This window comes from uncultured Lactobacillus sp., assembly GCF_944327175.1.
Taxonomy (GTDB): Bacteria; Bacillota; Bacilli; order Lactobacillales; family Lactobacillaceae; genus Lactobacillus.
Map to the genome: position 1 here is coordinate 1 of NZ_CALVGT010000059.1, position 23782 is coordinate 23782.

At 43.8% G+C, this 23782-nt stretch carries 27 protein-coding genes and 1 pseudogene; 15 read left to right on the forward strand and 13 right to left on the reverse strand.

Going from position 1 to position 23782, the window contains the following annotated elements:
• Positions 1–209: 209 nt before the first annotated feature.
• Entirely contained in the window at positions 210–1166 is a 957-nt protein-coding gene (locus Q0J41_RS08030) for an ABC transporter ATP-binding protein (protein WP_366937250.1), read from the reverse strand.
• 9 nt (positions 1167–1175) lie between these two features.
• Positions 1176–1610 carry a hypothetical protein gene (locus Q0J41_RS08035; RefSeq protein ID WP_296228237.1) on the reverse strand — a complete coding sequence of 145 codons (435 nt, stop codon included), beginning with the start codon at positions 1608–1610 and terminating at the stop codon, positions 1176–1178.
• 389 nt (positions 1611–1999) lie between these two features.
• Between Q0J41_RS08035 and Q0J41_RS08040 the strand changes: the two genes are divergently transcribed.
• Positions 2000–2752 carry a methyltransferase domain-containing protein gene (locus tag Q0J41_RS08040; RefSeq protein ID WP_366937251.1) on the forward strand — a complete coding sequence of 251 codons (753 nt, stop codon included), beginning with the start codon at positions 2000–2002 and terminating at the stop codon, positions 2750–2752.
• Between the two features lie 179 nt (positions 2753–2931).
• On the opposite strand, the pseudogene Q0J41_RS08580 reads toward Q0J41_RS08040, so the two are convergent.
• The 4 genes and pseudogenes from Q0J41_RS08580 to Q0J41_RS08055 all read right to left on the reverse strand — a co-directional run.
• Positions 2932–3009 (reverse strand): annotated as a pseudogene (locus Q0J41_RS08580) (hypothetical protein); the annotation flags it as partial.
• A gap of 102 nt (positions 3010–3111) precedes the next feature.
• Positions 3112–6312: a carbamoyl-phosphate synthase large subunit gene (gene carB / locus Q0J41_RS08045; RefSeq protein WP_296228239.1), complete on the reverse strand. Its 3201-nt coding sequence runs from the start codon at positions 6310–6312 to the stop codon at positions 3112–3114.
• Positions 6305–7381 carry a carbamoyl phosphate synthase small subunit gene (locus tag Q0J41_RS08050; RefSeq protein WP_296228240.1) on the reverse strand — a complete coding sequence of 359 codons (1077 nt, stop codon included), beginning with the start codon at positions 7379–7381 and terminating at the stop codon, positions 6305–6307. Before Q0J41_RS08050 ends, carB begins: the two co-directional genes overlap by 8 nt.
• Positions 7382–7820: 439 nt before the next feature.
• The gene (locus Q0J41_RS08055; RefSeq protein WP_296228242.1) at positions 7821–8342 is read right to left on the reverse strand and encodes a hypothetical protein; all 522 of its coding nucleotides are present in this window, start codon (positions 8340–8342) and stop codon (positions 7821–7823) included.
• Positions 8343–8557: 215 nt separating this feature from the next.
• Between Q0J41_RS08055 and Q0J41_RS08060 the strand changes: the two genes are divergently transcribed.
• The gene (locus Q0J41_RS08060) at positions 8558–9283 is read left to right on the forward strand and encodes a DUF554 domain-containing protein (RefSeq protein WP_296228244.1); all 726 of its coding nucleotides are present in this window, start codon (positions 8558–8560) and stop codon (positions 9281–9283) included.
• A 318-nt stretch (positions 9284–9601) separates the two neighbouring features.
• Here Q0J41_RS08060 and Q0J41_RS08065 read toward each other — a convergent pair whose 3' ends face one another.
• Positions 9602–9790: a hypothetical protein gene (locus Q0J41_RS08065; RefSeq protein WP_296228247.1), complete on the reverse strand. Its 189-nt coding sequence runs from the start codon at positions 9788–9790 to the stop codon at positions 9602–9604.
• A 113-nt stretch (positions 9791–9903) separates the two neighbouring features.
• Here Q0J41_RS08065 and Q0J41_RS08070 point away from each other — a divergent pair, with 113 nt between their 5' ends.
• From Q0J41_RS08070 to Q0J41_RS08085, 4 genes are all read left to right on the forward strand, one after another.
• Positions 9904–10041, forward strand: a complete 138-nt coding sequence (locus Q0J41_RS08070; protein WP_296228249.1) for a hypothetical protein — start codon at positions 9904–9906, stop codon at positions 10039–10041.
• A 29-nt stretch (positions 10042–10070) separates the two neighbouring features.
• Positions 10071–10391 (forward strand): hypothetical protein, encoded by a 321-nt coding sequence (locus Q0J41_RS08075; protein ID WP_296228251.1) that lies wholly within the window; start codon positions 10071–10073, stop codon positions 10389–10391.
• The gene (locus tag Q0J41_RS08080; protein WP_296228253.1) at positions 10388–10549 is read left to right on the forward strand and encodes a hypothetical protein; all 162 of its coding nucleotides are present in this window, start codon (positions 10388–10390) and stop codon (positions 10547–10549) included. The genes Q0J41_RS08075 and Q0J41_RS08080 overlap by 4 nt, the downstream gene beginning before the upstream one ends.
• Before the next feature lie 325 nt (positions 10550–10874).
• The gene (locus Q0J41_RS08085; protein ID WP_296228255.1) at positions 10875–11516 is read left to right on the forward strand and encodes a tyrosine-type recombinase/integrase; all 642 of its coding nucleotides are present in this window, start codon (positions 10875–10877) and stop codon (positions 11514–11516) included.
• A 197-nt stretch (positions 11517–11713) separates the two neighbouring features.
• Here Q0J41_RS08085 and Q0J41_RS08090 read toward each other — a convergent pair whose 3' ends face one another.
• Positions 11714–12238, reverse strand: coding sequence for a GNAT family N-acetyltransferase (locus Q0J41_RS08090; RefSeq protein WP_296228257.1), 525 nt, complete (start codon positions 12236–12238; stop codon positions 11714–11716).
• A 112-nt stretch (positions 12239–12350) separates the two neighbouring features.
• On the opposite strand from Q0J41_RS08090, the gene Q0J41_RS08095 reads away from it, so the two are divergent.
• The 5 genes from Q0J41_RS08095 to Q0J41_RS08115 all read left to right on the forward strand — a co-directional run bounded on the left by Q0J41_RS08095 (position 12351) and on the right by Q0J41_RS08115 (position 17733).
• Positions 12351–13265 carry an ABC transporter ATP-binding protein gene (locus Q0J41_RS08095; RefSeq protein ID WP_296228260.1) on the forward strand — a complete coding sequence of 305 codons (915 nt, stop codon included), beginning with the start codon at positions 12351–12353 and terminating at the stop codon, positions 13263–13265.
• Positions 13262–14122: an ABC transporter permease gene (locus Q0J41_RS08100; RefSeq protein WP_296228263.1), complete on the forward strand. Its 861-nt coding sequence runs from the start codon at positions 13262–13264 to the stop codon at positions 14120–14122. Before Q0J41_RS08095 ends, Q0J41_RS08100 begins: the two co-directional genes overlap by 4 nt.
• 159 nt (positions 14123–14281) lie before the next feature.
• Complete coding sequence (locus tag Q0J41_RS08105) at positions 14282–14680, forward strand: arsenate reductase ArsC (protein WP_296228265.1); 399 nt, start codon at positions 14282–14284, stop codon at positions 14678–14680.
• 403 nt (positions 14681–15083) lie between these two features.
• Positions 15084–15836, forward strand: coding sequence for an ABC transporter ATP-binding protein (locus Q0J41_RS08110; RefSeq protein WP_296228267.1), 753 nt, complete (start codon positions 15084–15086; stop codon positions 15834–15836).
• 22 nt (positions 15837–15858) lie between these two features.
• The gene (locus Q0J41_RS08115) at positions 15859–17733 is read left to right on the forward strand and encodes an FtsX-like permease family protein (RefSeq protein ID WP_296228270.1); all 1875 of its coding nucleotides are present in this window, start codon (positions 15859–15861) and stop codon (positions 17731–17733) included.
• A 59-nt stretch (positions 17734–17792) separates the two neighbouring features.
• On the opposite strand, the gene Q0J41_RS08120 is transcribed toward Q0J41_RS08115, so the two are convergent.
• Together Q0J41_RS08120 and Q0J41_RS08125 are read right to left on the reverse strand one after the other, a co-directional pair.
• Entirely contained in the window at positions 17793–18137 is a 345-nt protein-coding gene (locus Q0J41_RS08120) for a hypothetical protein (protein ID WP_296228272.1), read from the reverse strand.
• 15 nt (positions 18138–18152) lie between these two features.
• On the reverse strand, positions 18153–19001 hold the full coding sequence (locus tag Q0J41_RS08125; RefSeq protein WP_296228274.1) for a LysR family transcriptional regulator: 849 nt from the start codon (positions 18999–19001) through the stop codon (positions 18153–18155).
• Between the two features lie 130 nt (positions 19002–19131).
• On the opposite strand from Q0J41_RS08125, the gene Q0J41_RS08130 reads away from it, so the two are divergent.
• Positions 19132–20601, forward strand: coding sequence for an FAD-dependent oxidoreductase (locus tag Q0J41_RS08130; RefSeq protein WP_296228276.1), 1470 nt, complete (start codon positions 19132–19134; stop codon positions 20599–20601).
• 60 nt (positions 20602–20661) lie between these two features.
• On the opposite strand, the gene Q0J41_RS08135 is transcribed toward Q0J41_RS08130, so the two are convergent.
• On the reverse strand, positions 20662–21585 hold the full coding sequence (locus tag Q0J41_RS08135) for a type II toxin-antitoxin system antitoxin SocA domain-containing protein (protein ID WP_296228278.1): 924 nt from the start codon (positions 21583–21585) through the stop codon (positions 20662–20664).
• 18 nt (positions 21586–21603) lie between these two features.
• Positions 21604–21897: a type II toxin-antitoxin system MqsR family toxin gene (locus Q0J41_RS08140; RefSeq protein ID WP_296228280.1), complete on the reverse strand. Its 294-nt coding sequence runs from the start codon at positions 21895–21897 to the stop codon at positions 21604–21606.
• Positions 21898–22097: 200 nt separating this feature from the next.
• Between Q0J41_RS08140 and Q0J41_RS08145 the strand changes: the two genes are divergently transcribed.
• The 3 genes from Q0J41_RS08145 to Q0J41_RS08155 all read left to right on the forward strand — a co-directional run bounded on the left by Q0J41_RS08145 (position 22098) and on the right by Q0J41_RS08155 (position 22935).
• Positions 22098–22421, forward strand: a complete 324-nt coding sequence (locus Q0J41_RS08145; RefSeq protein ID WP_296228282.1) for a diacylglycerol kinase family protein — start codon at positions 22098–22100, stop codon at positions 22419–22421.
• 134 nt (positions 22422–22555) lie between these two features.
• On the forward strand, positions 22556–22726 hold the full coding sequence (locus Q0J41_RS08150) for a hypothetical protein (RefSeq protein WP_296228348.1): 171 nt from the start codon (positions 22556–22558) through the stop codon (positions 22724–22726).
• Positions 22660–22935 (forward strand): hypothetical protein, encoded by a 276-nt coding sequence (locus Q0J41_RS08155; protein ID WP_296228343.1) that lies wholly within the window; start codon positions 22660–22662, stop codon positions 22933–22935. The genes Q0J41_RS08150 and Q0J41_RS08155 overlap by 67 nt, the downstream gene beginning before the upstream one ends.
• 255 nt (positions 22936–23190) lie before the next feature.
• Here the strand turns inward: Q0J41_RS08155 and Q0J41_RS08160 are convergent, their stop codons facing one another.
• Positions 23191–23748, reverse strand: coding sequence for a GNAT family protein (locus Q0J41_RS08160; protein ID WP_296228284.1), 558 nt, complete (start codon positions 23746–23748; stop codon positions 23191–23193).
• Positions 23749–23782: the final 34 nt, after the last annotated feature.

Genomic DNA, 23782 nt, shown 5'->3' on the forward strand with positions numbered 1-23782 from the left:
TTGATATTGATGATGTTGTGGTTGACTAAATTATATCAAGCGAACAAAGGGCTTGTGCTTTTTTATTGGCTAAACTATTGAATTTTCAAGGTACAAGCCCACTTTTGCAAGTGGGAAGTTTAAGTAAGTAAAACATCATGAATTTGTGAGGATAACTTTTCATCAAGAGAACTCGTAGCTTCATCTGCCAGAATAACAGGACGCTTAGCCTATAATGCTCTAGCAATTTCAACTCTTTGAATTTGTCCTCCAGATAGGTTAGCACCATTTTGCCCAACTGGATAGTCTAATCCTTTTTCATCAACTAACTTAGATAAACCAGCTTGTTTAATCGCTTCTTGTAATTCTGAATCAGTAAATTTCTTACCTAGAGTAATATTAAATGCGAGGTCGCGATCAAAAATGAAAGGTCGCTGATTGATATATCCAAAATAGTCATGAGCTTTATTCCAATCTCCACTAATATTCTCATCATTAATGAAGATTTTCCCACTAGTAGGGGAGAGTTGCCCGATTAGTGAACGCAGCAAGGTAGATTTACCCCATCCACTGGGGGCAGTGAGTAGAACCTTTTCTCCTGAATTAAGGCTGAAACTCACATCATTAAAGATAGTTTTATCATTTCTTTTATAGGAAACCTTATCCAATGATAAGTGTGAAAAAGATAGACTAGTCGAAGCTTCAATATTAGGTGTAAAGTTCAACGACCTGTCAACTTTATCCCACATTGGTTTAGTAGATCTAATTTGATTGATCTGGTCCAAAATCATGGTTACAGGATTAATAAAGTCGTTGGATAGTTGAACAATCATGACCAAGGTACCAGCACCAATTTGACCATTAAACATCAAAATGGCACCAACCAAAAATGGAAGAATGAAGCTGAAAATGTCAGCCACGGTGATAATGATGGTTGAGATAGCTCCTTGAGTGAAATTCAAACTTCTCAAAGAATTTTCCATCTTAGTTGTTTGTTTTACAACGTAAGAAACGATTGGAATCTGAACATCGTAGAGCATAGCCGTTTTAGAGCCGTTAATAGCATCAGATACCGCCTGAGTATAATTGGCATTGCTTTCTTCCCAAATTGCCGACTTCTTTTGAATATTCTTAACGAAAAATCTCTGAATAAAACCAGGTATAACAGTTGCTATTACAAAGATTATTGTTAAACTCTATGAGTTTATCAACCCAATTACAATTGATGTGATGAAGGCTAGTGTTTCAGAAATGATCATTAACTCATTGGAAATCTTGAGTGTTTCAATCTGCTTAAGATCATTTGTCATCAAATTAAGACCATCTTTTTGAGAGTCGCTTTGTTGATATATCAAGTAGGTGATGTTCTTTTTCTTTAACTCAATATTAATGTCATGTATGATATCAAATCGGATGTATCTATAGGCAAAATTGGTAAACATGATAACAATTAAAAAGCCAGCACCGATTAATGCAACAGAAATTAATCGGTCTAAGCTGCCTTGATGATATTGAGCACTGTTCAGCATAATTTTGGTTACATATGCAATAACAACATTTCCGCAGGCACTAACAAAGGCTAGGAGTATATAAAGTAATAATTTCTTTTTGTTAGCATATTTTAGAGCCATATTTTGACCTCCTTAAAAATAATTTAATAGTTTTAACAGTATTTTTCGACCAAGCGGGTATTTTACGGGTAAAAGGCTGGCATAACCATCTTGTCGATGAAGGTTGGTCCTGGATTTTCAAGCTCTACGACCAGTTTATACTTGCCAACTGCTTTGACGCCTAAGCTGCTTACCGCTTCTTCACACCAACCAGAAGCTCTCTGCAGGTCTCGCCAAAACTACTTTTCCTTTTCAAAGCAATGTTGTTTTGATTTCATGTCTTCTATCTTAATCCTAAAACTGAGAAAATCAACGGTAAATGGCAAAAAAGTTAAGCCAAAGTTATAAATTCCGGAAAGAATTTTAACGCTGTGTTAAACTAAAACTATTAATTACGTGGAGGAAAAACAATTACGAACTATCAAGACATCAACGCTGAAACGATTGACCGCTGGGTCAAAGAAGGCTGGGAGTGGGGCAAGGCGATTGACCACGACACCTTCCAAGCCGCTAAAAAAGGAAAGTGGGAGATCAAGTTAACCCCGGTTAAGTATGTCCCGCACAGCTGGTTTGGTGACTTACAAGGAAAAAAGGTTCTTGGCCTAGCCAGCGGGGGTGGCCAGCAGATGCCGATCTTGACTGCCCTGGGGGCAAAATGCACAGTCCTGGACTATTCTGACCAGCAGCTGGAAAGCGAGCGCCTGGTTGCTGAGCGAGAAGGCTACGATATCGACATTGTCAAAGCCGATATGACCCAGCCTTTGCCTTTTGTTGACGAAAGCTTCGACATGATCATTCAGCCAGTTGCCAACTGCTACGTTGAAAAAGTCAAGCCGATCTGGAAAGAATGCTACCGGGTCTTGAAAAAAGGCGGAGTCCTCTTGCTTGGCCTGGATAACGGGATCAACTACCTGTTTGATAGCGATGAAGAAAAGTATGTCGTCAACTCCTTGCCTTTTAATCCGCTGAAAAATCCTGACCAGATGCTGCAGCTGGAAAAAGATGATTCTGGTGTCCAATTCTCTCATACCCTGGATGAACAGATCGGCGGCCAGCTAGAAGCGGGATTTACTTTAACCAATCTCTATGAAGATACCAATGGCGAAGGCCACCTGCACGAATTGAATATCCCGACTTTCATCGCGACCAGAAGCGTGAAATAGTAAAAGCCACCAAGTTTGAGCTTGGTGGCTCTTAATGTATCTAAAATGATTTGCATTTTTCTTATTCTTCACCATGTTCAAACTGTGATTGGTAAAGGTCGGCGTAAAAGCCCTTCTTTGCCATCAAACTGTCATGGTCGCCGACTTCCACTTGCTGATGTCCTGGCCGCCAATCGTGACTTCCCGCTGTTTAACTCATAAAAGCTCATCAAGAGCTTGACCAGGGTGGTCTTGCCGCCCCCAGTAGGCCCGACGATTAATGTGCTAAGTTATTACAAGTGGAAATCTAGAAACTTTTTCAAAGAAAAACGCCAGCAAATGCTGACGTTTAAACTATTGAGTAGTGAGGAATACAGTTTCTACAGCTTGGTGATGTCGACCAAGGAGATTTTGTTGTCGTGCTTGGCTTCTAAGGCGTGGATCAAGGCACGCGCCGTATCAAGGGAAGTGTAGATCGGCACTCCGGCTTCTACGGCAAAGCGGCGGATTAAGAAGCCGTCCTTCAAGTTGTTGTTTCTGGTTGGGATGTCGATAACCAGGTCGACCGTTTCCGTCAAGATCAAGTCAAAGATGGTGTTCTCCTTGTCATTGATCCGGTTGACCAAGCGGGCAGGGATTCCATGACTCTGCAGGAAGTCGTATGTTCCTTGGGTCGCGTAAAGATCGTAGCCGAAGTCGTGGTATTCCTTGGCGATTGGCAGGAATTCTTCCTTAGCTGAATCCTTGACCGTGCAGATGACCTTCTTGTGCTTAGGCAGGTCCAGCCCAGTCCCCATAAATGCCTTGTACATGGCTTCTTCAACGTCTTCAGAAATCCCCAGAACTTCACCGGTTGACTTCATTTCCGGCCCCAAGGCAATTTCCGCCCCGGTAATCTTTTCAAAGGAGAAGACTGGCATCTTGACGGCAACTGTCTTCTTTTCTGGAGCCAGGCCGTAGTCATAGCCTTGTTCCTTGATGGACTTGCCGATGATGACGTTGGTGGCCACATCAACCAGGGGAATCCCGGTTACCTTGGAGATATAAGGGATGGTTCTGGAGGAGCGGGGGTTGACTTCGATCACGTAAACTTCATTTTCGTAAACGATAAACTGGATGTTCATCAAGCCCTTGACCTTCAAGGCCTTGGCCAGGCGCTTGGAGTATTCAACGATCCGTTCTTTCATCTCCTGGGAGATCTTTTGCGGCGGGTAGATGGAGATAGAGTCACCAGAGTGGACACCAGCTCTTTCTACGTGTTCCATGATCCCAGGAATCAAGATGCCTTCGTCATCGCAGATGGCGTCAACTTCACATTCCTTGCCGGCCAGGTACTTGTCGATCAAAATCGGGTGATCTTCAATGTTGAACTGGGATGTAATGTGGTCGATGAAGCGCTTGAGGTCGCCGTCGTTTAAGGCAATTTCCATCCCGGCCCCGCCTAAAACGTAGGAAGGACGAACCAAAACCGGGTAACCCAAGTTGCTTGCGGCCTTTAAGGCTTCTTCAGCAGTAAAGACGTTTTGCCCCTTCGGCCGGTCGATCTGGCACTTTTCCAAAATCTCGTCGAATCTTTCCCGGTCTTCAGCCGCGTCAACACTGTCGGCAGAAGTGCCAAGGATTGGCACGCCCATCTTCATCAAGTCCTGGGAGAGCTTGATGGCGGTTTGTCCGCCGAATTGGACGATAGCCCCGTCTGGCTTCTCGAGTTCAATGATGCTCTGGACGTCTTCAGCGGTTAAAGGTTCAAAGTAAAGACGGTCGGCGATGTCAAAGTCGGTTGAAGCAGTTTCCGGATTGTTGTTAACGATGATGGTTTCGTAGCCAGCTTCCTTCAAGGCCCAGACGCTGTGCACGCAGCAGTAGTCAAATTCAATCCCTTGCCCGATTCTGATTGGGCCGGAGCCGAAGACGATCACTTTTTTCTTGGACTGGTCTGGCTGGATTTCATGTTCACCGCCATAGACGCTGTAGAAGTATGGAGTTTCCGCGTCAAACTCAGCCGCACAGGTGTCAACCGTCTTGAAGGCAGCCGTAATCTTCAAGCCCTTTCTGAGGTAGTAGACTTCATCAGCCGTTTTGCCAGTCAAGCTGGCGATGACCCGGTCTGGGAATTCGCAGTGCTTGGCCAGTTTCAAAAGGTCTGGGGTCAATTCTTCGCTCTTCAGCCGGTCTTCAATTTCAACCAGGTGCTTGATCTTGTCGATAAACCAGACATCGATCTTGGTGATGGCGTGAATTTCCCGGATGGAGACACCCTTTCTCAAGGCTTCAGCGATTCTGAAGGCCCGCTTGTCGTCAATCTTGCGCAGGTCTTTTCGGAGTTCATCGGCTGACAGCTGAGCAATTTCTTCATTATAAAGATAGTAACTGTCTTGTTCCAGAGACCGGAGTGCCTTCATGAAGGCACCTTCAAAGTTGTTGCAGATGGCCATGACTTCCCCGGTCGCCTTCATCTGCGTGCCCAGCTTGCGGGAAGCGTCGTAGAACTTGTCAAAAGGCCACTTAGGAATCTTGCAGACGATGTAGTCAAGAGTCGGTTCGTACGAAGCATAGGTCTTGCCAGTCACGGCGTTGACGATTTCGTCCAGGGTATAGCCAAGGGCAATCTTGGTCGCAAGCTTAGCGATAGGGTAGCCGGTTGCTTTTGAAGCCAGGGCAGAAGACCGGGAAACCCGAGGATTAACTTCAATGACGCAGTATTCAAAGGAGTCTGGGTTAAGGGCAAACTGAACATTGCAGCCGCCCTTGATGTTTAAGGCAGTGATGATATTGAGGGCGGAAGACCGGAGCATCTGGTAGTCCTTGTCTGACAAGGTTTGAGATGGTGCAACCACAATACTGTCACCGGTGTGGACGCCGACCGGGTCCATGTTTTCCATGTTGCAGACGGTGATGCAGTTGCCAGCACCATCGCGCATAACTTCGTATTCAACTTCCTTCCAGCCGGCAATTGATTGTTCAATCAAACATTCAGTAACTCGGGAAAGGCGGAGGCCGTTAGAACAGATTTCATGCAGTTCTTGTTCGTTGTGGGCGATCCCGCCGCCAGTACCGCCCAAAGTGTAGGCCGGGCGGACAACTACTGGGTAGCCGATTTCTTTGGCAAAAGCGATGGCGTCTTCAACGTAGTTGACGACAACTGACTTGGCAACCGGTTCACCGATTCTTCCCATCAAGTTCTTGAATTCCAGCCGGTCTTCAGCCATCTTGATCGTGTCGGTGTCAGTACCGATCGTCTTGACATGGTGCTTTTCCAAAAAGCCTTCATCAGCTAAAGCCATGGCAATGTTCAAGCCATTTTGCCCACCCATGGTTGGCAGGAGGGCGTCCGGCTTTTCCTTTTCTATCAATTGCTTAACGACTGGGACAGTCAAAGGTTCGATGTAGACGTGGTCAGCCATGTCACCGTCAGTCATGATCGTGGCCGGATTGGAGTTGATCAGGACAACTTCGATGCCTTCTTCTCTGAGGGCCCGGCAGGCCTGGGTACCGGCATAGTCGAATTCAGCGGCTTGGCCGATGATGATCGGGCCGGAACCAATCACTAAAACTTTTTTGATATCGTCACGCTTAGGCATTCTTATGTTCTCCCATCATTTCAATAAAGTTGTCAAAGAGGTATTCCGCGTCATGCGGTCCGCCGCAGGCTTCCGGGTGGAACTGGATGGACTTGATGTTTTCATTTAAGTATTCCAGGCCTTCGATGGTCTTGTCGTTGACGTTCTTGAACCAAACCTTGGCTTGCTTTGGATCAATTGTGTCTTCCTTGATCACGTAATTGTGGTTTTGCGTGGAGATGTAAACCCGGCCAGTGGTCAGATCCTTGACTGGGTGGTTGCTGCCGTGGTGGCCGTAGACCATTTTTTCCGTCTCAAAGCCGTGGGCTAAGGCCAAAAGCTGGTGGCCCAGGCAGATGGCGAAGATCGGGATACTGGAGGAAGCCAGGATCTTCAGCTGGTCAATGATTTCCGTGCATTCGCTTGGGTCGCCAGGGCCGTTTGACAGCATGATCCCGTCAAAGTTGTGGTCTATTACATATTGGGCAGGGGTATCAGCCGGCAGGACTGTGACATGGCATCCTCTTTTAGCTAATTCTCTGGCGATATTGCGCTTGGCACCGAAGTCGTAGAGGGCAACTTCGTAGTCACCTTGACCGACATGGTAGGGTTCAAGGCAGCTGCATTTTTCAACGACGCCTTGGATCTTGAAGGCCTTGATCTGGTCGATTACTTCACTGACTTTGTAATCTTTAGTGGTAATCATCCCGTTCATGCAGCCTTCTTTGCGCAGAATCCGGGTGATGGCCCGGGTGTCAACGCCTTGGATGCCAGGTATGTTGTTTTCAATCATGTAGTCGTTCAGACTCATGTTCATGCGGAAATTGGATCCCAGCCGGGAAAGCTCGCTTACTACAAAGGCTTCGACAAAGGGGTGGGCGGCTTCCTGGTCATCCAGGGGAACGCCGTAGTTGCCGATTAGGGGATAGGTCATGACCACGCTTTGGCCAGCATATGACGGGTCGGTCAAGACTTCCACATAACCAGTCATCGCCGTGTTGAAGACGAATTCGCTGATAACATCATGGACCGCGCCGAAGCTTTCGCCTTCAAAAACGTGTCCATCTTCCAGTATTAAACGCGCTTTCATAGATTGTTTGACTCCTATAAAAAAAGACATATCAACGAGTGACATGTCTTAAGTGATGAAATATTAATAATTTGAAAAAATAGAAAAGAAACAGCGAATGAAGCTGGGCAGATATTGGGATTAACGTTAATAAATGCGGTCATTTTGGCTGCTTCCTTTCTGTTTTTTCAATAGTATAAAGGATAGATGCAAGGCTTGCAAGTGGTTTTCTTGATCTTCATTAAGAAAGGTGTATATTTTGTATGCATTTTAACAAGATATGGGTAAGAAAACCAAAAGAAGCAGCACATTAGTTGATAATCACGAACATTCAGTTTTCAGAAAGCAAAAAGATGTACATAATTGAAAATGGAATGGGAAAGTAAAACTAGCCTATGTCGAATGACATAAGCTAGTTCTTGGTGGATTCCGCTATGCTTCGCTTGAGAAGCACAACGAATTATCTCTTTTTGACAAAATAGTCTTTTGAATAAACATTTAAAAACATTAAGCGACCCTTTTTTACGCTTAAGCCACCGCTGTTTGAACTTTCATATCCATGTAACCAATATTCATAAAAATCAAAACCCGTTTTACTTCCATGTCTCGGACTAAGCCATTTATGTTTAGTAGCATATTTTTCTGCTGCAGCCATTTTCTTCGATGACATTTCCTTATATGTTTTCTTAGTGCTCTCGTAAAAAGTATAACGTCCAGACAACCCGGCTCTTTTACGCTTGGTAAACGTAATTGTATGAGCAGTAATCTTGATCTTTTTGTACAAGTGCTGATATTTTGCTGGAACATCTTGAGTATCAACTTTTCCAGCTTTTGCAAAGTACCAGGTTCCTCGTATAGCTTTTGGAGTGGTATATAATTTAGCACCATAAGCTGCAGCGTTTGCATTGCTTGAATTGGATAACAATCCAAAGCTGAGAACCAAACCCAGGCTCACTAAGAATGTTATTAACTTCTTTTTCATTTTTCCTCTCCATTCATATATTAATATATTAGATTTAAAACATCCACTTTGATTATAGCTATGTGAACATTCTAGGTCAACAAAGTATCTTTATTGTGCTTTGATTATAACCAACCTACTTCAAATATCTACTCTAAACGATTAAGTGTTATTAAAATGATATTTAAATTAAAAATCCTGCCTCCTATGCTATACTTTTGACTGAGGTGAAACACATGCCAGGAATCGGAACTATAATCAATGTCACCGCCATCATCTGTGGTGGCTTACTAGGCCTTAATTCTGGCCACTTACTAAAAGCCCGGGTGCAAGAAACATTAATGGTTGCCTGTGGACTGGGGACTATGTTCTTAGGAATTGCCGGTACAATGGAAAAAATGTTACAGGTCAAGGCTGGTCATCTGACCAGCAACTCCAGTTTGATGATGATCCTGTCCTTGGCTATCGGTGGCCTGGTGGGAGAACTGCTTAATATTGAGGCCTATTTTGAATCTTTTTGCCACTTTCTCAAGCGCAAAACTGGAAACAGCAAAGACCCAGCCTTCACTACGGCTTTTGTCGATGCATCCCTGGTTGTGTGCATTGGTGCTATGGCGATTGTTGGCTCAATCAATGATGGGATTTATCATAAGCCAGATACCTTGATCGCTAAAGCGATTCTCGACTTCGTTATTATCATGGTAATGACCAGTGCCAAAGGAAAGGGCTGCATCTTTTCCTTTGTGTCTGTCGGCCTTTTGCAAGGAAGCTTAACTTTACTGGCTCACTATATCAAGCCAGTTATGACCACTGCTGCCTTAGCAAATATTTCCTTGGTCGGCTCTGTTTTGATTTTCTGCGTTGGGGTTAATCTGCTTTGGGATAAAAAAGTCCGGGTTGCCAACTTTTTACCAGCTTTTGTCGTCGCCTGGATTTTTGCCTTCTTGCCTGTGATTGGCTAATAAGTTCGGACAAGACATGTCCTTCCGCTTCGGCGGAGATGATTTTTTAGAAATCGCCTTGGACGAACCGTTAGACCAGGTCCAGGAAAAGTGCGATCAATTGCTTTTGAACCTGAAAAAAGCAAGGCTACTATATATCGCTGGGGATCAAGCAAGAGAAAGCTGACCACGTGAACATCAGCGACCTGCTCTACTAAGCAGACAAGGCCATGCGGAAATCCAAAGAGGAATTCTACAAGAAAGCAGAGAACGACCACCGGGCCCGGTGAAACTTCCATTTTACATATCTCTGTTATGACTACAGACAAAAAGCCGGTATTAACCGGCTTTTTCTGTTGCTTCCAAGTGTTTCATTTCTTTAATAACGAAGATGGTTGACCCTAAGACGCAGATGATTCTGGCTCCCAGGTAGCGGCCAATGATGGCCATGTCAATGACGCTGTAGAGCTGCTGGACAAAAAGCTTGCTGATCATCGGGAGGCTGTAGGACCAGACTTTCTTTTTCAATTCTTCTGTTATATTTTACCTACTTTCAAATTGCATACCTTTAGGGTAAACTATGTCCTAAGGGAACAGTCAAGAGCTGAGGAATTTTTGCAAAGAAAAATGACGAAACTGGCATGGACGAGGAATTGGTCAAGACCGGTAATTTTGCCAAAATGTGCTCTGTCACTAAGAAGGCACTTTACATATATAAGACGAAAGGACTTTTGAAGCCGGCGGTCGTCAAAGATATGGCTACCGCTATTATCGCCTAGAACAAGTTGACCAGGTTGCAACGATTCGCTTGCTGGAAAAAATGGGCAGCAGTCTGCAGGAGGTCGGGTACTTTTTTGCCTTAAAGGATTTGGCCGACCGGCAAAAATATCTGGTTAAGCAGCAGGAGGCTGTTGCAAAAGAGATTGCTGAGCTGGAGAAGATCAAGTCTAGTGACCAGAGAATCAGTGATTTAAAACAGACCGGTTTTAAAAAAATGACGGTTGAGACTTGTCTGGAAGAATACCTGGAAGTCAGTCCCTTTAGACATGGCGTTTCTTTAAATTTAAATCCAATCAACTTTGGAGCCAGAAAGTGGCAGGGGAATACGCCTGCTTTTACCAGGAAATGAAGAATGACGAAGTTGCTAGAAACGGGCTGCAGGCACTAGATTTTTTGAAAAGCGCGGCAAAAGTTGTCCCGCCTTTTTACCAGGAAGACTTCAGCAGTTCTGTTTTAGGTCATGACGGATCGGTGATCATCAAGTATTCGGCCAAGCTGGATTTGTGAAGCAAGTAAGTAGCATCCCTGCAGATTTTTGCGTGAGGGGATGCTGCTTTTTTAGTTTAAAGTTTGCTTGACTTCTTTTTGACCTCATTTGCGGGAAAAAGGGCAAGTAATCATCTCTATAAATTTGGGCGCAAATGAGAGCTTTTCTCAGCAGTTTAAGCAAAAAATCTTCGTTTTACCTAATGCGTAGAAATAAGCATTTTTACGCATTCAAATCTTGATTAGTTAGGACGGAATTTTGGACAATTTTCCCGCTTCAATGCACCATTATGATAGAATGAATAAATAAAGACGCATTCAAAGAGGGGAGGATTTTAACAGCAAAATGGGCAGAAAAGTCAAAAAAACCGAGAGCAGCAGAAATATCCGGCCGCTGAAAACTGCTAAGGAAATCAATGCCATGAAACGGGCCCTGCAATTTGGGACAGGAACAGTAACTGGGCAAAACAGGAACGGCTTGCGGAATGCCATGATTTTCGTCTTTGGGATCAACACGGGTCTCCGGATCTCCGACATTGTCAAGGCCAAGGTCTCAGACATTGAGGACGGGGAATGGTATAACCTAGTTGAAACCAAGACCCACAAGAACCGGCATGCCTACATTGGCAATATCAGCCGGGACTTGGAAAATTATATTGAGCAGATGCAGCTGAAGCCAAGTGACTGGCTCTTTCCTTCTAGAAAAGGGGAGGGGCATATTGAAGGAAAGTCATTCTATAAAGATTTGAAGCGGGCCGCCCGGCAGTGCGAGATTGATCCCAACACTGTTGGTACCCACACCTTGAGAAAGACTTTTGGCTATCACTACATCAAGAGCGCGACGACACCAGCAGGTGATCCAGATCCCCGGGCCCTGTATAAGCTACAGAAGATGCTAAACCACAGCAGCCCAACCACCACCTTGCGCTACATTGGCCTAGAAGACGAAAGCATGGAGGAAGATCTGAAATCTTTCCGCTTAGGGTAAAAAGCAAGAATTTACCAAATCGCATTCTGTTGCATTTAAACGTGCAGTTAACCATCTTTGGATATTTGAGAGCGATAGAATCGCTCTCTCAGCACGCTGCTTTTGTATAAAAGTAAAACTACATAACTTAGTTTATGTAAAGTTTAATGATAAAAAATAATCCCGGTCTCAGCAGTTGTGAGATCGGGATTTTTAGCTTACAAGATATATTCCATGGTTGTTTCTTTAGTCTTTAAACCATTTTTCTCATAAAAGCGAATTGCTGAATCATTTCCTGCCCACACATTGAGGGTAAGCTCATAGCAGCCCAATCTTTTCGCTTCTTGTTTGACAAAATTGAGTAAAGCCTTGCCAACCCCTTGTGAGCGGGCTGAGCTGTCAACGCATAGGTCGTCAATAAACAAAGATTTAAACTGAACCATATTTGTTGAGAAAGGCTGCTCTTGCAGTTGGGTAAAGGCGTAACCCAATACTTCATCATTCTCATCAACAGCCACATAGACTGGCTTTTGATTGTCATTTAGAATTTCAGTTAGTTCCTCAGCAGTATACTTGGTCGTTCCTGGAATAAAAATGTCTGGGCGAATAGCTGCATGGATTTCCAGTACCTCACCCAGTAACTTTGAAATTGCAGGGATATCTTTGCCTTGTGCACGTCGTATTTTCATAATAGCTACCTCACAATGATCTTTTACGACCATTCTACCATGTGTACGTAACATTTTCGCTACAACTCAGCGGCGTATTTTTGCATCTTACCAAGATTTAACCCAAGAAAATGCTAGTAGCTGTAAAATTGACTCAGAAATATAAATAGAAAGCGGTGGTAAAGCAATGAATAACGCTATTGAAGTTAAGAACCTTTCTAAGTCCTATGGCAACTTGAAAGTTGTCAATGACATCTCCTTTACTGTTCGTGAAGGCGAGCTTTTCGCCTTCCTTGGCCCAAATGGAGCCGGCAAGTCAACAACGGTCGACTGTCTATCAACTTTGACCAAGTTCGATTCTGGCGAGATCAAGCTAGCCGGGATCGATATGAAGTCTCAAGCCCAAGCGATCAAGCAGAAGATCGGAATTGTTTTTCAAGAAGGACTGCTGGATAAGCGGCTTACAGTACTTGAGAACTTAACTCTTCGTGCAGGCTTTTACTATCACAGCAAAGCAGAGGTAAAAGCAGCTGTTGCCCGGGCAAGCGAATATACGGAGATTGAAGATCTGCTTAAGCAGCAATACGGAAAATTGTCCGGAGGACAGAGGCGGCGGGTGGATATCGCCAGAGCGCTCTTAAATACGCCGAAAATCCTTTTCCTAGATGAACCAACGACGGGTCTTGATCCACAAACCAGGCAACACATCTGGGAGACAATCCGGCGCTTGCAAAAAGAGCAGGGGATGACCATCTTTTTGACGACGCACTATATGGCAGAAGCTGCTGCGGCTGACTATGTGGTAATACTGGATCACGGGAAGATTGTCGCTGAAGGCAGTCCGATCAGCTTGAAAGAGCGCTATAGCTATGACCGGCTGAAGCTGTATCCTAAGGCAGGAAATAATCTGGATAACATGCTGACTGCTCTTTCGCTCAAGTGGGATAAGGTAGCAGACTACTATGAAGTTGAATTAACGAATACCATGGATGCCATCGATATCGTAGAAGGAATTAGGGACCGGCTGCAAAGTTTTGAAGTCCTGCACGGAACGATGGATGACGTCTTCTTGAACATTACAGGGAGGAGGCTAAGAGAATGAGCGCGATGGTCAAAAGAAATCTCAAGATTTACTTTAGAGACAAAGCTTCGGTTTTCTTCTCAATGCTGAGCGTCATTATTATTTTTGCCCTCTATATCTTATTTATTGGTGACTCGGTGAACAGCGGATTAAAGTTTCTGCCACATCCCAATCGTTTGATGCGGGCTTGGATGCTAGCGGGGATGCTGGCTTCGGCGTCGATCACGACCAGTTTAGGAGCATATGGGGTAATGATCAGCGACCGGGAGAATAAAGCGATTAAGGACTTTTACTCATCTCCGATCAGCAGAAGACAGGTCGCGGGCGGCTATATCGTGACCGGCTTCATCATCAGCATCATCATGTCCATTTTTACCTTAATTTTCGGGGAAATCTACCTGGGCTTGTCCGGCGGAGCAGTACTGGATATAGAGACTTTACTAAAGTTATTTGGTGTAATTGTCTTGTCAGCCTTTGCTTCATCGGCGATTGCTTCCTTCATAATTTCTTTTTTGAAGACCAACAGCTCCTATTCTGCCGCCAGCTCGATTGTCGGAACTCTGATCGGCTTTTTGGTCGGGGCATATATTCCAATTGGGAGTCTGCCAGACAACGTTCAATGGCTGGTCAAGTATTTCCCATGTGCTCACTCAGCAGTACTTTACCGGCAATTGTTGATGAAAGCAGCGATTAAGGAGAATTTTGCCAAGCAGCCGGCAAGTGTATTAAAAGAAATCAAGGAAATGTTCGGGATTGTCTTCGTCTATGATGGCCATACCGCCCCAGCTTGGGTGTCAGTAGTTGTCCTGTTGCTTACTGGAATAGTCTTCTATTCACTGGCAGTTTTAGTAATAACCCGGAAACAAAATGAAATCTAAATACAATTTAACATAATTTTAGATATGGAGAACCACATACGGTTGTATGCGGCTTTTTTGCTTAAAGCCTTTTTATTGACGGATTTTAGGGATATGATCAAGTTGGATGTTTAAGTTAGGAAAGGTGAATAACTTGAGAAGAAATAACAGGAGAATATCATGACCAAAGCAAAAGTAGCTTTTATTTGCACCCATAATTCCTGCCGCAGTCAAATTGCAGAAGCCTTAGGCAAAAAGTTGGCCGGAGATGTCTTTGAATCCTATTCAGCCGGCACGGACTTAAAAGATCGGATCAATCCCAACGCGGTTCGGCTGATCAAAGAGCATTATGGCATCGATATGCTGGCAAATGGTCAAAAGCCTAAGACACTCGCTGACCTGCCAAACGTTGATTACGTAGTCACCATGGGATGCGGAGTACGCTGCCCTTACTTGCCTGCTAAAAAGCGGGTAGACTGGGGACTCGAGGATCCAACGGGCCAGGATGATGAGGCCTTTATGCAGGTGATTAAAGAAATCGAAGATAAGGTTCTCAAGCTGAAACAGGAGTTGAGTTAATCATGGTAGATAATGATGACAAGTTTTTAACAAAGTTACTCTCTTGACTCACAGAAGCCAGACCACATCCGTGACAAGTTCAATATCTTTGACTTGCAGCTGACTGACGAAGAAATGACTGGAATTGCCAAGCTGGAAAAAGAGCACTCCATACTACAAAGCAACCCCGGAATTGTTGGTAAGATATGCTTCAACTCCGCTGGGTGAAGATTTGTAAAGCACCCAAACAACTCTGCCATTTATGCCGAAACAGGCGAAGCTTTCTATCAAAGAAAAGTTTCGCCTGTTTTTTGTTACAACTTTTTTATAAATCGCTAAAATTCCTATTGACGATTCTAAAAGACTTCAGTATTATTTAGTGTATCACAACAGTAATACACCGATACGATTTAGGGGGGTAAATATGGAAAAAGTGATGACTGTCAACAACGTTACGAAGACTTACGGTAAGAAAGGGGAGAAGCAGTTCCAGGCCTTAAAGGGCGTGTCTCTTAGCGTGGACAAGGGCGAATTCGTCGCTATCATGGGGACTTCCGGGTCTGGTAAGACTACTCTTTTAAACATCATGTCGACCTTGGACAAGCCAAGTAGCGGCGAGGTTACGATCAATGGTAAAAACATTGCCAAGCTGAAGAAGAACCAGATGGCCGACTTCCGGGCTAAAGAAATTGGCTTTATCTTCCAGGACTTCAACCTCTTGGACAACCTAACCGCTAGAGAAAACATTGCCCTGCCTTTGTCTTTACAAGGGGTAAAAAGCTCAGAAATCGATTCTAAGGTCGATAAGATCGCCGCCAAGCTCAACATCAGCGAAGTCTTGGAAAAATACCCGGCAGCCATCTCCGGTGGGCAGAAGCAAAGAGTTGCTGCTGCCAGGGCTTTAGTTCATGAACCAGCAATCTTGATGGCGGACGAGCCAACTGGGGCGCTTGACTCCAAGTCTTCCAGAGCCTTGCTGGATACGATGGAGCTGCTTAATGAGAAGGACCAGGTTTCAATCTTGATGGTCACTCACGACCCGTTCTCAGCATCATTTGCTGACCGGATCCTCTTTATTAGGGACGGCTTGATTGATGAAGAGATCAAGCGCGGAGGTATGAAGCGGCAGGACTTTTACAAGAAGCTGATCAGCCAGCTCAGCGAAAATGCCGACTAGTTGAGTAAAGAAAGGGATTAACATGATTTTTAAACTGTCAATGACCGGGCTGAAAAGCCGGCTAAAAGACTACCTGGTCCTGTTTTCCGGCCTTAGCGCCGCCAGCATGATCTTCTACATGTTCTTGACTCTGGCCGCTAACCCGTCTTTCCTGAAGTCCAGCGTAGCGGGCCAGCTGACCATGCAATCGACCAAGTTTATTTTTTCCTTTGGGATCGTCCTTTTGGCCATCTTAACCCTGGTTTACCTGGCATATGCTAACAGCTTCCTCTTGAGCATGAGAAAGCGGGATTATGGCATGTATATGATGCTGGGGGCAAAAAGCAGCAAGATCGGCCAACTGATCTTTGCTGAAACCTTGGTAACCGGCCTTCTGGCAACCGGGATCGGAATTGTTTTAGGCGTAGGCTTAACTGAACTGGTTTCAGCTTTGATGGTTAAGCAGCTGGGGCTGACTCTGGCTCACTTTAACCCGCTCTACCTGCCAGCGGTTCTCTGGACCTTACTCTTCTTTGTTGCCTTGTTCTTCCTGGCCGCTTCCTGGAATGCGGTTAGGCTGACCAAGACTACTCTGATCAATCTCTTAAAAGAAGACCAAAAGCCAAGCAAGCTGAAGAGCCGGCCAGTCTTGCGGACTATCCAGGCTATCGCTGGTGTTGCCTTAATGGCCACCGGCTACTGGGCAATGTGGCATGTGTCTACTTTGCAACTGAAGGCAATTCCAATTGCTTTAGTCACTATCGTTTTAGGCAGCTTTTTCATCTTTGACGCCTTCTTTGTGGCTGTGATCGACTTTTTACGGAAAAGACATGGCTTCCTCTACAAGGGGATGCGGCCATACACTCTGGGACAATTAAAGTTCCGCCTGCATGGCTACACCAGAATCCTGTCAGCCATCTCAATTATGCTGGCCCTGGCCCTTGGCGCTATTACAGTCGGCATTAACTTTGACAACTTGAAGAATGCCATGACTGATGTTATGTACTACGACTTTGTCTTGGTTGGCAAGCAGAAGAAGCTGGCTGACAAGGTTGAAAAAATCGGTACAGAAGAGAAAGTCACTTACAGCTACAAGGCAGATGAGAAAAAAGGCGTTCTCTATGTCAATAAAAGTGAAATTGACCGGACGCCGCTCAAGATCAAAATGTATAATGCGGCATCTTCAGACAAGAAGAAGGCGATTGATAAGGAAGGGCAGATCTACCACACGGTTAAGGTTACTTCCAAGACCTTAACTGGCAAGCAGACTACAGCCACGATCAGAAATTCTGCTCAAGCCGCCAGACTTTTCCCAGAAGATTCCAGCAAGGGTTTTGTAGCCTTGTCAGATGCAGCTTTTGCCAAAAAGAAGCTGACGACCAAGGTAATTGCTTTTTACAAGGTTGAGGATTTTGCCAAGAACAACAAGAAACTGCTGAAACTTATTGATCAAGAAATGCAGCTTTTCAGCAAGAACTCCATGACTTACGGCTACCTGGAATTTACCAAGCCGGTTCTTTACCAGCAGATCGCGGCAATGTGCTCAGGCTTTGAATTCATGGGCCTATTCCTCGGCTTGTCCTTCTTGATGATGCTGGCTTCAACTCTGATGTTTAAGATCCTGTCAGCCGCTGCCAGTGATAAATTGCGCTACAAGATGCTCTACAAGCTTGGGGCTAGAAACAGCGTCTTGAAGTCAGCGATCAGAAAAGAAATTGCCATTCTGTTTGTGGCACCAGCGGTACTTGGCAGCCTGGACGTGCTCTTCGGCTTGAAGTTCTTCACGCTTCTCTTGCCAGACCCCTACTTCCGTATTTGGATTCCTTTCTTGGCCTTCTTCCTCTTGTACCTGGTTTACTACCTAGTTACTGTTAAGCTTTACCAGGGGATCGTTTTAGAAGAGACCAAGCAAGACTAGTTTTTATAGCAAAAAAAGCGGTCGGAAATGATGCAGTTTCGGTCGCTTTTTCCATAGGATCAGAAGGTGAAGGCTTTTTGGAAGATCGGCATTTGCCACAAGTCATAGACGAAACCGTCAGTTGGGGTGATTTCAAAAGGCCGGAGCAGTTTCCGGCGCTCAGAGTCAGTTTTGTTGATCTCCAGCATTTCGAGATGCTGGTCATAGATCTTGTCCAGATAGGAAAGGTCGACTTCTTTAACAGTTCCATTCAAGGCAAAGCCAACGCTGGACATGGTCTCTTCGCCTTTAAGAGCGGTGATGGAGAAGTAAGGCTGAGTGCTTATTTCGCTTTCAGTTTCATGAAATATCGATGGTGGACCAAACAAGATGACGTTAGCTGAGGTAAAAGAAGCATATGCCAAGGGTGAAAGAATCTACTAACTTTTTTGGGCAAGATCAATAAATTCTTGTACTAATTTGGGAATTGGTTTACGACAGTAGAAGCCATAGCTGGTTGTAAAGGACCAAGAGACCGGCTTAACAATATATGGATGGCACAATTCTGAATAAGCCTCTGGAATTAGTAACAGATGCTTTATCAGCTGTGCTTGATTGACCACTGCTTTGTTAAACACGCTATAATAGTGCAGTTTAACTGCCGGGCGAACATTTAGAAGTTTGCTTAACATCGCATCCTCAAAGCCTGCAATAGATGGAGCCACGATTTCTAAATCCTGTGCTGCCAAGTCTTGCAAAGACAGTTGCTTTTTCTTGGCTAAGGGATGACTTGCTGGCAAAGCTACTCGAAGAGGCGATGGCGCAATGGATATGAAAGAAAATTCGTGTTCACTCAGCGGCTCTTTCGCATAAGCCATTTCTAAAATGTCTACTTCAGCAGGTATTTGCTGATAATCATTTATCTCTATAAAAGATATTTGTGCTTTAGGATGGTTCTTTTGAAATTGTGGAATTAGGTGACTACTTAAAGTTTGCCCATTTAAATATCCAGATGCAAAAACAATTTTTTGCTGATATTTTCCTAATGTCTTCTCCGCCTGTTGGCAATCAAAAATTATCTGTCTGCTCCATTTAATAAATTCAATTCCTGCTGGAGTAAGTGTTACACCATGGGTATTCCTAACAAAAAGCTGGACATTTAACCGCTTTTCCAAAAGATTCATTTGCTGAACAACAGCTGGTGTAGATATATATAATTTTTTTGCTGCTTTACTAAAACTTCCAGCTTCTGCAACTGCTAGAAATGTATCAAGTTCATAATTGTACATGCTAACTTCCTTTTGATATTAAGTTTAACCTTAACACAGTATAATCTCAACAAAGAAAGCGGTATCCTCATATCGTGTTATGCTGTAAATATAGTGATTAAGGTAACTAAGCTATTTTAAGGAGAACAAAATGAACTTTGATATCGTAGTAGTAGGAGCTGGTGCTTCTGGCATCAGTGCAGCATTAACTGCATCAGAATGCGGAGCAAAAGTAGCACTATTGGAAAAAGGCGACAAATTTGGCGGTGCAGGGATGTTTGGTGCCCAAGGACTATTTGCGGTTGAAAGCAGGGCTCAAAAAGAAGCTGGAGTGAAATACAACCTAAAAGATGCCTATGAGGAAATCATCAATTATACTCACCATTCATCTAACGCGTTAATGGTTAAGGCCATTCTTGAAGAATCAGCAGCTACAATCGATTGGATGGCTGAATCAGGTTTGGAGACTGAATTAGTGACCAACACTCAAGAAGTCCACCAGGAGCATCCCAGAACCTATCACCAATTTATCGATAAGTTTAACGGATTTAAGCGAGTAATGAACAAGTTTTTAGAAAACGGCGGAGTCCTTATGACCGAAACTTCAGCCGAAAAAATTGTTCAAGAACAGGGGAAAGTAACTGCCGTTAAAGCAAACAGAAAAGGCGAAGAAATCACCTTGGAAACTAAAGCCGTAATCTTGGCTGATGGGGGATTTGTTGGCAATAAGGACGAAATTAAGCGTACTTTAGCAATTGATCCAGATGACCTGTACTCAATGGGTGAACGGAAAGCTACCGGTGATGGCCTGCAGATGCTAAAAGAAGCTGGCGGCGTTAGCGATTACAAGAGAATTTTTGAAAACCATGCGGCAACTGTCTACTCAAAGACGGATCCAAAGTGGCACAACGCAAGTCTTTTTGACTTGACCAACATCCCACTCTTATGGGTTAGCCGGGAAGGCAAGCGATTTACTAATGAAGACGTAGTATATGATTTCGCCTTATGGGGTGATTCAGTCTACCAGATCGGTGGGTACTACTACTTCCTTTTTGACCAAGCAACTGTCGATTATCTCCGTCAACAAGCCTTGGACTGGACAAGTTCATTTGAAAGAACCTTCCGCTTGCTCGATAAAAAGCCAATGACTTATCAAGTTGGTCCATATCCGCAACTAGATCAAGATTTAAATGAGGGTATCAGCCAAGGCGCTGTCTTCAAGGCAGATAGCATTCAAGATTTAGCAGAAAAGATTGCGGTTGATCCAGCAAATCTTACTGCAACTGTTAACCGATACAATGAACTGGTGGTAGAAGGCAAAGACCTGGACCTTTACAAAGATGACCATTTCATGACTTTGCCAGTCAAAGAGGGACCTTTCTATGCAGTTCGTGCTAATTCAACTACCCTGGGGACTGTCGGTGGGGCATTAGTCAATGAGCATTTTGAAGCTCTAAATGTGACGAGACAAGTAATTGACGGTATTTATGCGGTCGGAAATGACGCATCGGGCCTTTATGACTCATCTTATCCAACAATTGAAGGTTTAAGCAATGCCTTTGCCTGGAATTCAGGTCGAATTGCTGGCCGGTATGCTAGTGCTTATTCAACAAAGAATTAAATAAAGCAACAAGAGCTCTACCTAAAGTTTTGGTAGGGCTCTTGTTATCTATAAAAGCGTTTACTCTTCTAAGCCATTACTGAATGTATCAAAAATCAATTGATCCTTGATAATCTGGCCGTCGTCAGTTAAAGACCATGGAGATCCTGGTTGATGCGTTTTTTGGCTTAATCCAGATGCACTATAATTAATGTAGGCTTCATTAACTAATCTCAATAGATGAGAGATATCGCTATCTTGAGAAACCAAATTGTAATCATCAAAGGCTTCTTTACTAGGCTTTCCAGTATCTAATACCGTAAGACCATTAAATTTGCTATGTACTTCTGTAATTACAGGGCCGTACTTTAAGTGCACTATTGGGGACGTAAATAATTTGTTGTGCGTTTTCACCAAATAGCGTCCATACGCAAAATACAGTAGCTTTAATAGCTTCATTTGCGTCAATGGCTCAAAATTTTCATCTAATTCTCGGCCAAAATAATTTTCAACTCTTAGCCAATTTGCCAGTTGTACAGCAGTGAACTTTGGTTGGAAGCTTTGGTCAATAACAACAATATCTTCTTGCTGAAGATATGCTCTGACCTTAGCAACAAGATCATTTGAGTAATTATTAGTGTCATCTATTATGTATTGACGCAACAATTCATCGTCATTGATCAAGTACTTTAACATTTTATTGTTTGCCGGTGTAGGAAATGCACCAGCTTCGTACAGAGCAATAGTGTTTGGACTAAGTCCTGTCAATTCTGCTAAATTACGTTGCGAAAGACCAACTTTAGCCCGATATTTTTTGAGATCTGTTGGCGAGAGAAGACCCATGTCGTCGCGATACGCTTGTCTTGCCATTTCAGTTGCACGTTCATCAAGTTCAGCATCGTAAATTGGCTGATTTGTTTCATCATCGAAGCGAGCTGGCGCAGTAATCTCGTAGTTTCGGTTTCCGATAGTGTAGACTGTCGTAAAATCTTTTACGTATGACATAGAAAACATCTCCTTTTGCTAATTTGAATCAAGGTGAAAGCTGATAAAGACTACAAGATGACCATTTTCTGCAAAAACAAACTTAATATAGTATGTTTGATCATACTCAGTTTTAAATACCCAAATAAATTGAGTATAATTATTGCGATTTCGCTCATGTTTTACAAAGTCTTCTGACGATAACTTCTCAATGATTGTCTTTGCTAACATGCGAGAAACAGGCTCTTTCATTGTGCCTCGTCTTGCAACCAATTTAAATCTATCATGACTGACCAGAAATTTTAGCTTTGCCAGTGCTTCAGCGACTTCCATAGGCTCCAATATCTCCTTGATTTTTGTATCACTATTATAGCATCTCCTCAAAAGTTATGCTACTAATTAGTAGCACAACTAAAGACCTCACCCCAACGAGCGGGGGAGGGAATAGGGGAGGCAGCATCTTGCCGCCTTCTGTACAAACTGGCGAGATTGTGCTTACATTAAATAATTGTAAAAGGAAGTCGATATCATACATGAAGCACGTTTTTCTAATCAAGCCAAGTCCGGATCAGTCCAAAAGTGATTCCTTAGTCAAAAATATTGCTAGGGTGATGAAGGGGAGAGACTACGAGATCTACTTTAGTGAGTACAAGGACCACGTAATGGAAATCGTTAATAACTACCCGGAAAAAAACCGATTATACTCAGTTGGCAGAGATGGCTTTTTCAACCAGGTCATCCAAAACCTCGTGCATACATACCACGAAGTCGTTTGCCTGCCATTTGGGACGGGCAATGACTTTTACCACGCGATTCACCGTCATATGAGTCTTGAAGCATCCTCAAAGCGACTTTAGACCGGCCAGCGATTCCAATTGACACGATTTTAGTCAATGTTGAGCGCTACTGCGTCAACGTTGGTTGCTTTGGACTTGACGCCTTGATTGCCAATACGGTACATGACGTTAAAACGCCTAAAAGCGAGGCATATGTGGCTTCAATCCTGCGCAATATCAGCCGCTATAAGTTTGCCAAAGTGAAGGCCATGGGCCAAAATGGCCTGCTTTTTAACGACCATGTCACGCTTTGTGCCTTTTGCATGGGCGTTTTTACGGCAGAGGCTTCCAAATTTCACCCAAATCAAAGATTAACGACGGTCTGATTGACATGGTTATCCTGCCAAAAGCGAACCGCTTATTTGCGCCATATTATATCTATAAAATTCTGCGAAAGAACCTGAATAGCTGCAAGGATGTAGTGGTGAAGCAGGTAAAAGAATGCAAAATTACAACGCCGGTAGCAATGAATCTTGATGGCGAAAAGAAGGAGGCTGCCAAGTATCATCTGGTCGTTCAGCCGAAAGCCATCTGACAAGGCTTAGCTAGTGAATCTGCTGCAAATACCGGCAGATTTTTTCTGTAGCTTGATAAATTTTCTGTAGCTTGATAAAAAAGAAATCAAAAACAGAAAAGAAAAAGAAAAAATGCTCAAAAACTCAGTAAACTTGCCAAAAAGCAAATCCTTGAGCCAAAAGAGCATTTCGAACTTCTGTCATTAAAATTACAGTTTTAAACTAACACACACAAGAAAACAGCGCTAAAACTTTGATCTCTAAGCAAGGGTAGCTTAGTACTTTTCCTGCAAATCAGGCCATTCTTCAGCAAGCACCGCGTACTCATTGCTGTCGTGATAGCCGTCTCTAAGGATCAGCCGGCCCTTATGGCAGCCTTCAAACCGCATCCCCAGCCGTTTAGCCACATTATTGCTTGGCTGATTGTCTACTGCGCACTGCAGCTGAATTCTGTGCAGGCCATATTCCTCAAAAGCGATATCAATAATTGCCCGGGTAGCCAGCGTCATAATCCCACGTCCGCGGAATTCTTTGCCTAAAAAGTAGCCGATATCTGCCTCAGAATATCTAGCATCAATTGAATTCAAGCTGACTTTACCAGCTAAACGGCCATGATACCAAATGTGCAGGTCTAAGGCTTTGCCTTCAGCAAACCTGACTAAACCACGTCTAATAGCGTCAGTCTCAGCTTGCATGTCATGAACGTGGTCAACCCAAGGCAAGTAGTAGGATAAATTGTCCCGGTTTCTGTCAATTAAGTCATACAGAGCTTCACCGTCGGTCAGTCTTGGCACGGCTAACTCTAATTCATCGTTGATCTTGTAGCTAAACATAAACTAATCTCCAATCTAAAAGTAATTGCGTAAA

What these genes read in the sequence shown, in the direction of transcription:
- Q0J41_RS08130 (WP_296228276.1), top strand. Translation starts at nt 19,132, where the DNA reads ATGAACTTTGATATCGTAGTAGTAGGAGCTGGTGCTTCTGGCATCAGT.
- Q0J41_RS08100 (WP_296228263.1), top strand. Translation starts at nt 13,262, where the DNA reads ATGAGCGCGATGGTCAAAAGAAATCTCAAGATTTACTTTAGAGACAAA.
- Q0J41_RS08105 (WP_296228265.1), top strand. Translation starts at nt 14,282, where the DNA reads ATGACCAAAGCAAAAGTAGCTTTTATTTGCACCCATAATTCCTGCCGC.
- carB (WP_296228239.1), bottom strand. Translation starts at nt 6,312, where the DNA reads ATGCCTAAGCGTGACGATATCAAAAAAGTTTTAGTGATTGGTTCCGGC.
- Q0J41_RS08085 (WP_296228255.1), top strand. Translation starts at nt 10,875, where the DNA reads ATGGGCAGAAAAGTCAAAAAAACCGAGAGCAGCAGAAATATCCGGCCG.
- Q0J41_RS08055 (WP_296228242.1), bottom strand. Translation starts at nt 8,342, where the DNA reads ATGAAAAAGAAGTTAATAACATTCTTAGTGAGCCTGGGTTTGGTTCTC.
- Q0J41_RS08050 (WP_296228240.1), bottom strand. Translation starts at nt 7,381, where the DNA reads ATGAAAGCGCGTTTAATACTGGAAGATGGACACGTTTTTGAAGGCGAA.
- Q0J41_RS08135 (WP_296228278.1), bottom strand. Translation starts at nt 21,585, where the DNA reads ATGTCATACGTAAAAGATTTTACGACAGTCTACACTATCGGAAACCGA.
- Q0J41_RS08145 (WP_296228282.1), top strand. Translation starts at nt 22,098, where the DNA reads ATGAAGCACGTTTTTCTAATCAAGCCAAGTCCGGATCAGTCCAAAAGT.
- Q0J41_RS08140 (WP_296228280.1), bottom strand. Translation starts at nt 21,897, where the DNA reads ATGGAAGTCGCTGAAGCACTGGCAAAGCTAAAATTTCTGGTCAGTCAT.
- Q0J41_RS08115 (WP_296228270.1), top strand. Translation starts at nt 15,859, where the DNA reads ATGATTTTTAAACTGTCAATGACCGGGCTGAAAAGCCGGCTAAAAGAC.
- Q0J41_RS08095 (WP_296228260.1), top strand. Translation starts at nt 12,351, where the DNA reads ATGAATAACGCTATTGAAGTTAAGAACCTTTCTAAGTCCTATGGCAAC.
- Q0J41_RS08110 (WP_296228267.1), top strand. Translation starts at nt 15,084, where the DNA reads ATGGAAAAAGTGATGACTGTCAACAACGTTACGAAGACTTACGGTAAG.
- Q0J41_RS08160 (WP_296228284.1), bottom strand. Translation starts at nt 23,748, where the DNA reads ATGTTTAGCTACAAGATCAACGATGAATTAGAGTTAGCCGTGCCAAGA.
- Q0J41_RS08035 (WP_296228237.1), bottom strand. Translation starts at nt 1,610, where the DNA reads ATGGCTCTAAAATATGCTAACAAAAAGAAATTATTACTTTATATACTC.
- Q0J41_RS08080 (WP_296228253.1), top strand. Translation starts at nt 10,388, where the DNA reads ATGAAGAATGACGAAGTTGCTAGAAACGGGCTGCAGGCACTAGATTTT.
- Q0J41_RS08125 (WP_296228274.1), bottom strand. Translation starts at nt 19,001, where the DNA reads ATGTACAATTATGAACTTGATACATTTCTAGCAGTTGCAGAAGCTGGA.
- Q0J41_RS08070 (WP_296228249.1), top strand. Translation starts at nt 9,904, where the DNA reads ATGGACGAGGAATTGGTCAAGACCGGTAATTTTGCCAAAATGTGCTCT.
- Q0J41_RS08090 (WP_296228257.1), bottom strand. Translation starts at nt 12,238, where the DNA reads ATGTTACGTACACATGGTAGAATGGTCGTAAAAGATCATTGTGAGGTA.
- Q0J41_RS08060 (WP_296228244.1), top strand. Translation starts at nt 8,558, where the DNA reads ATGCCAGGAATCGGAACTATAATCAATGTCACCGCCATCATCTGTGGT.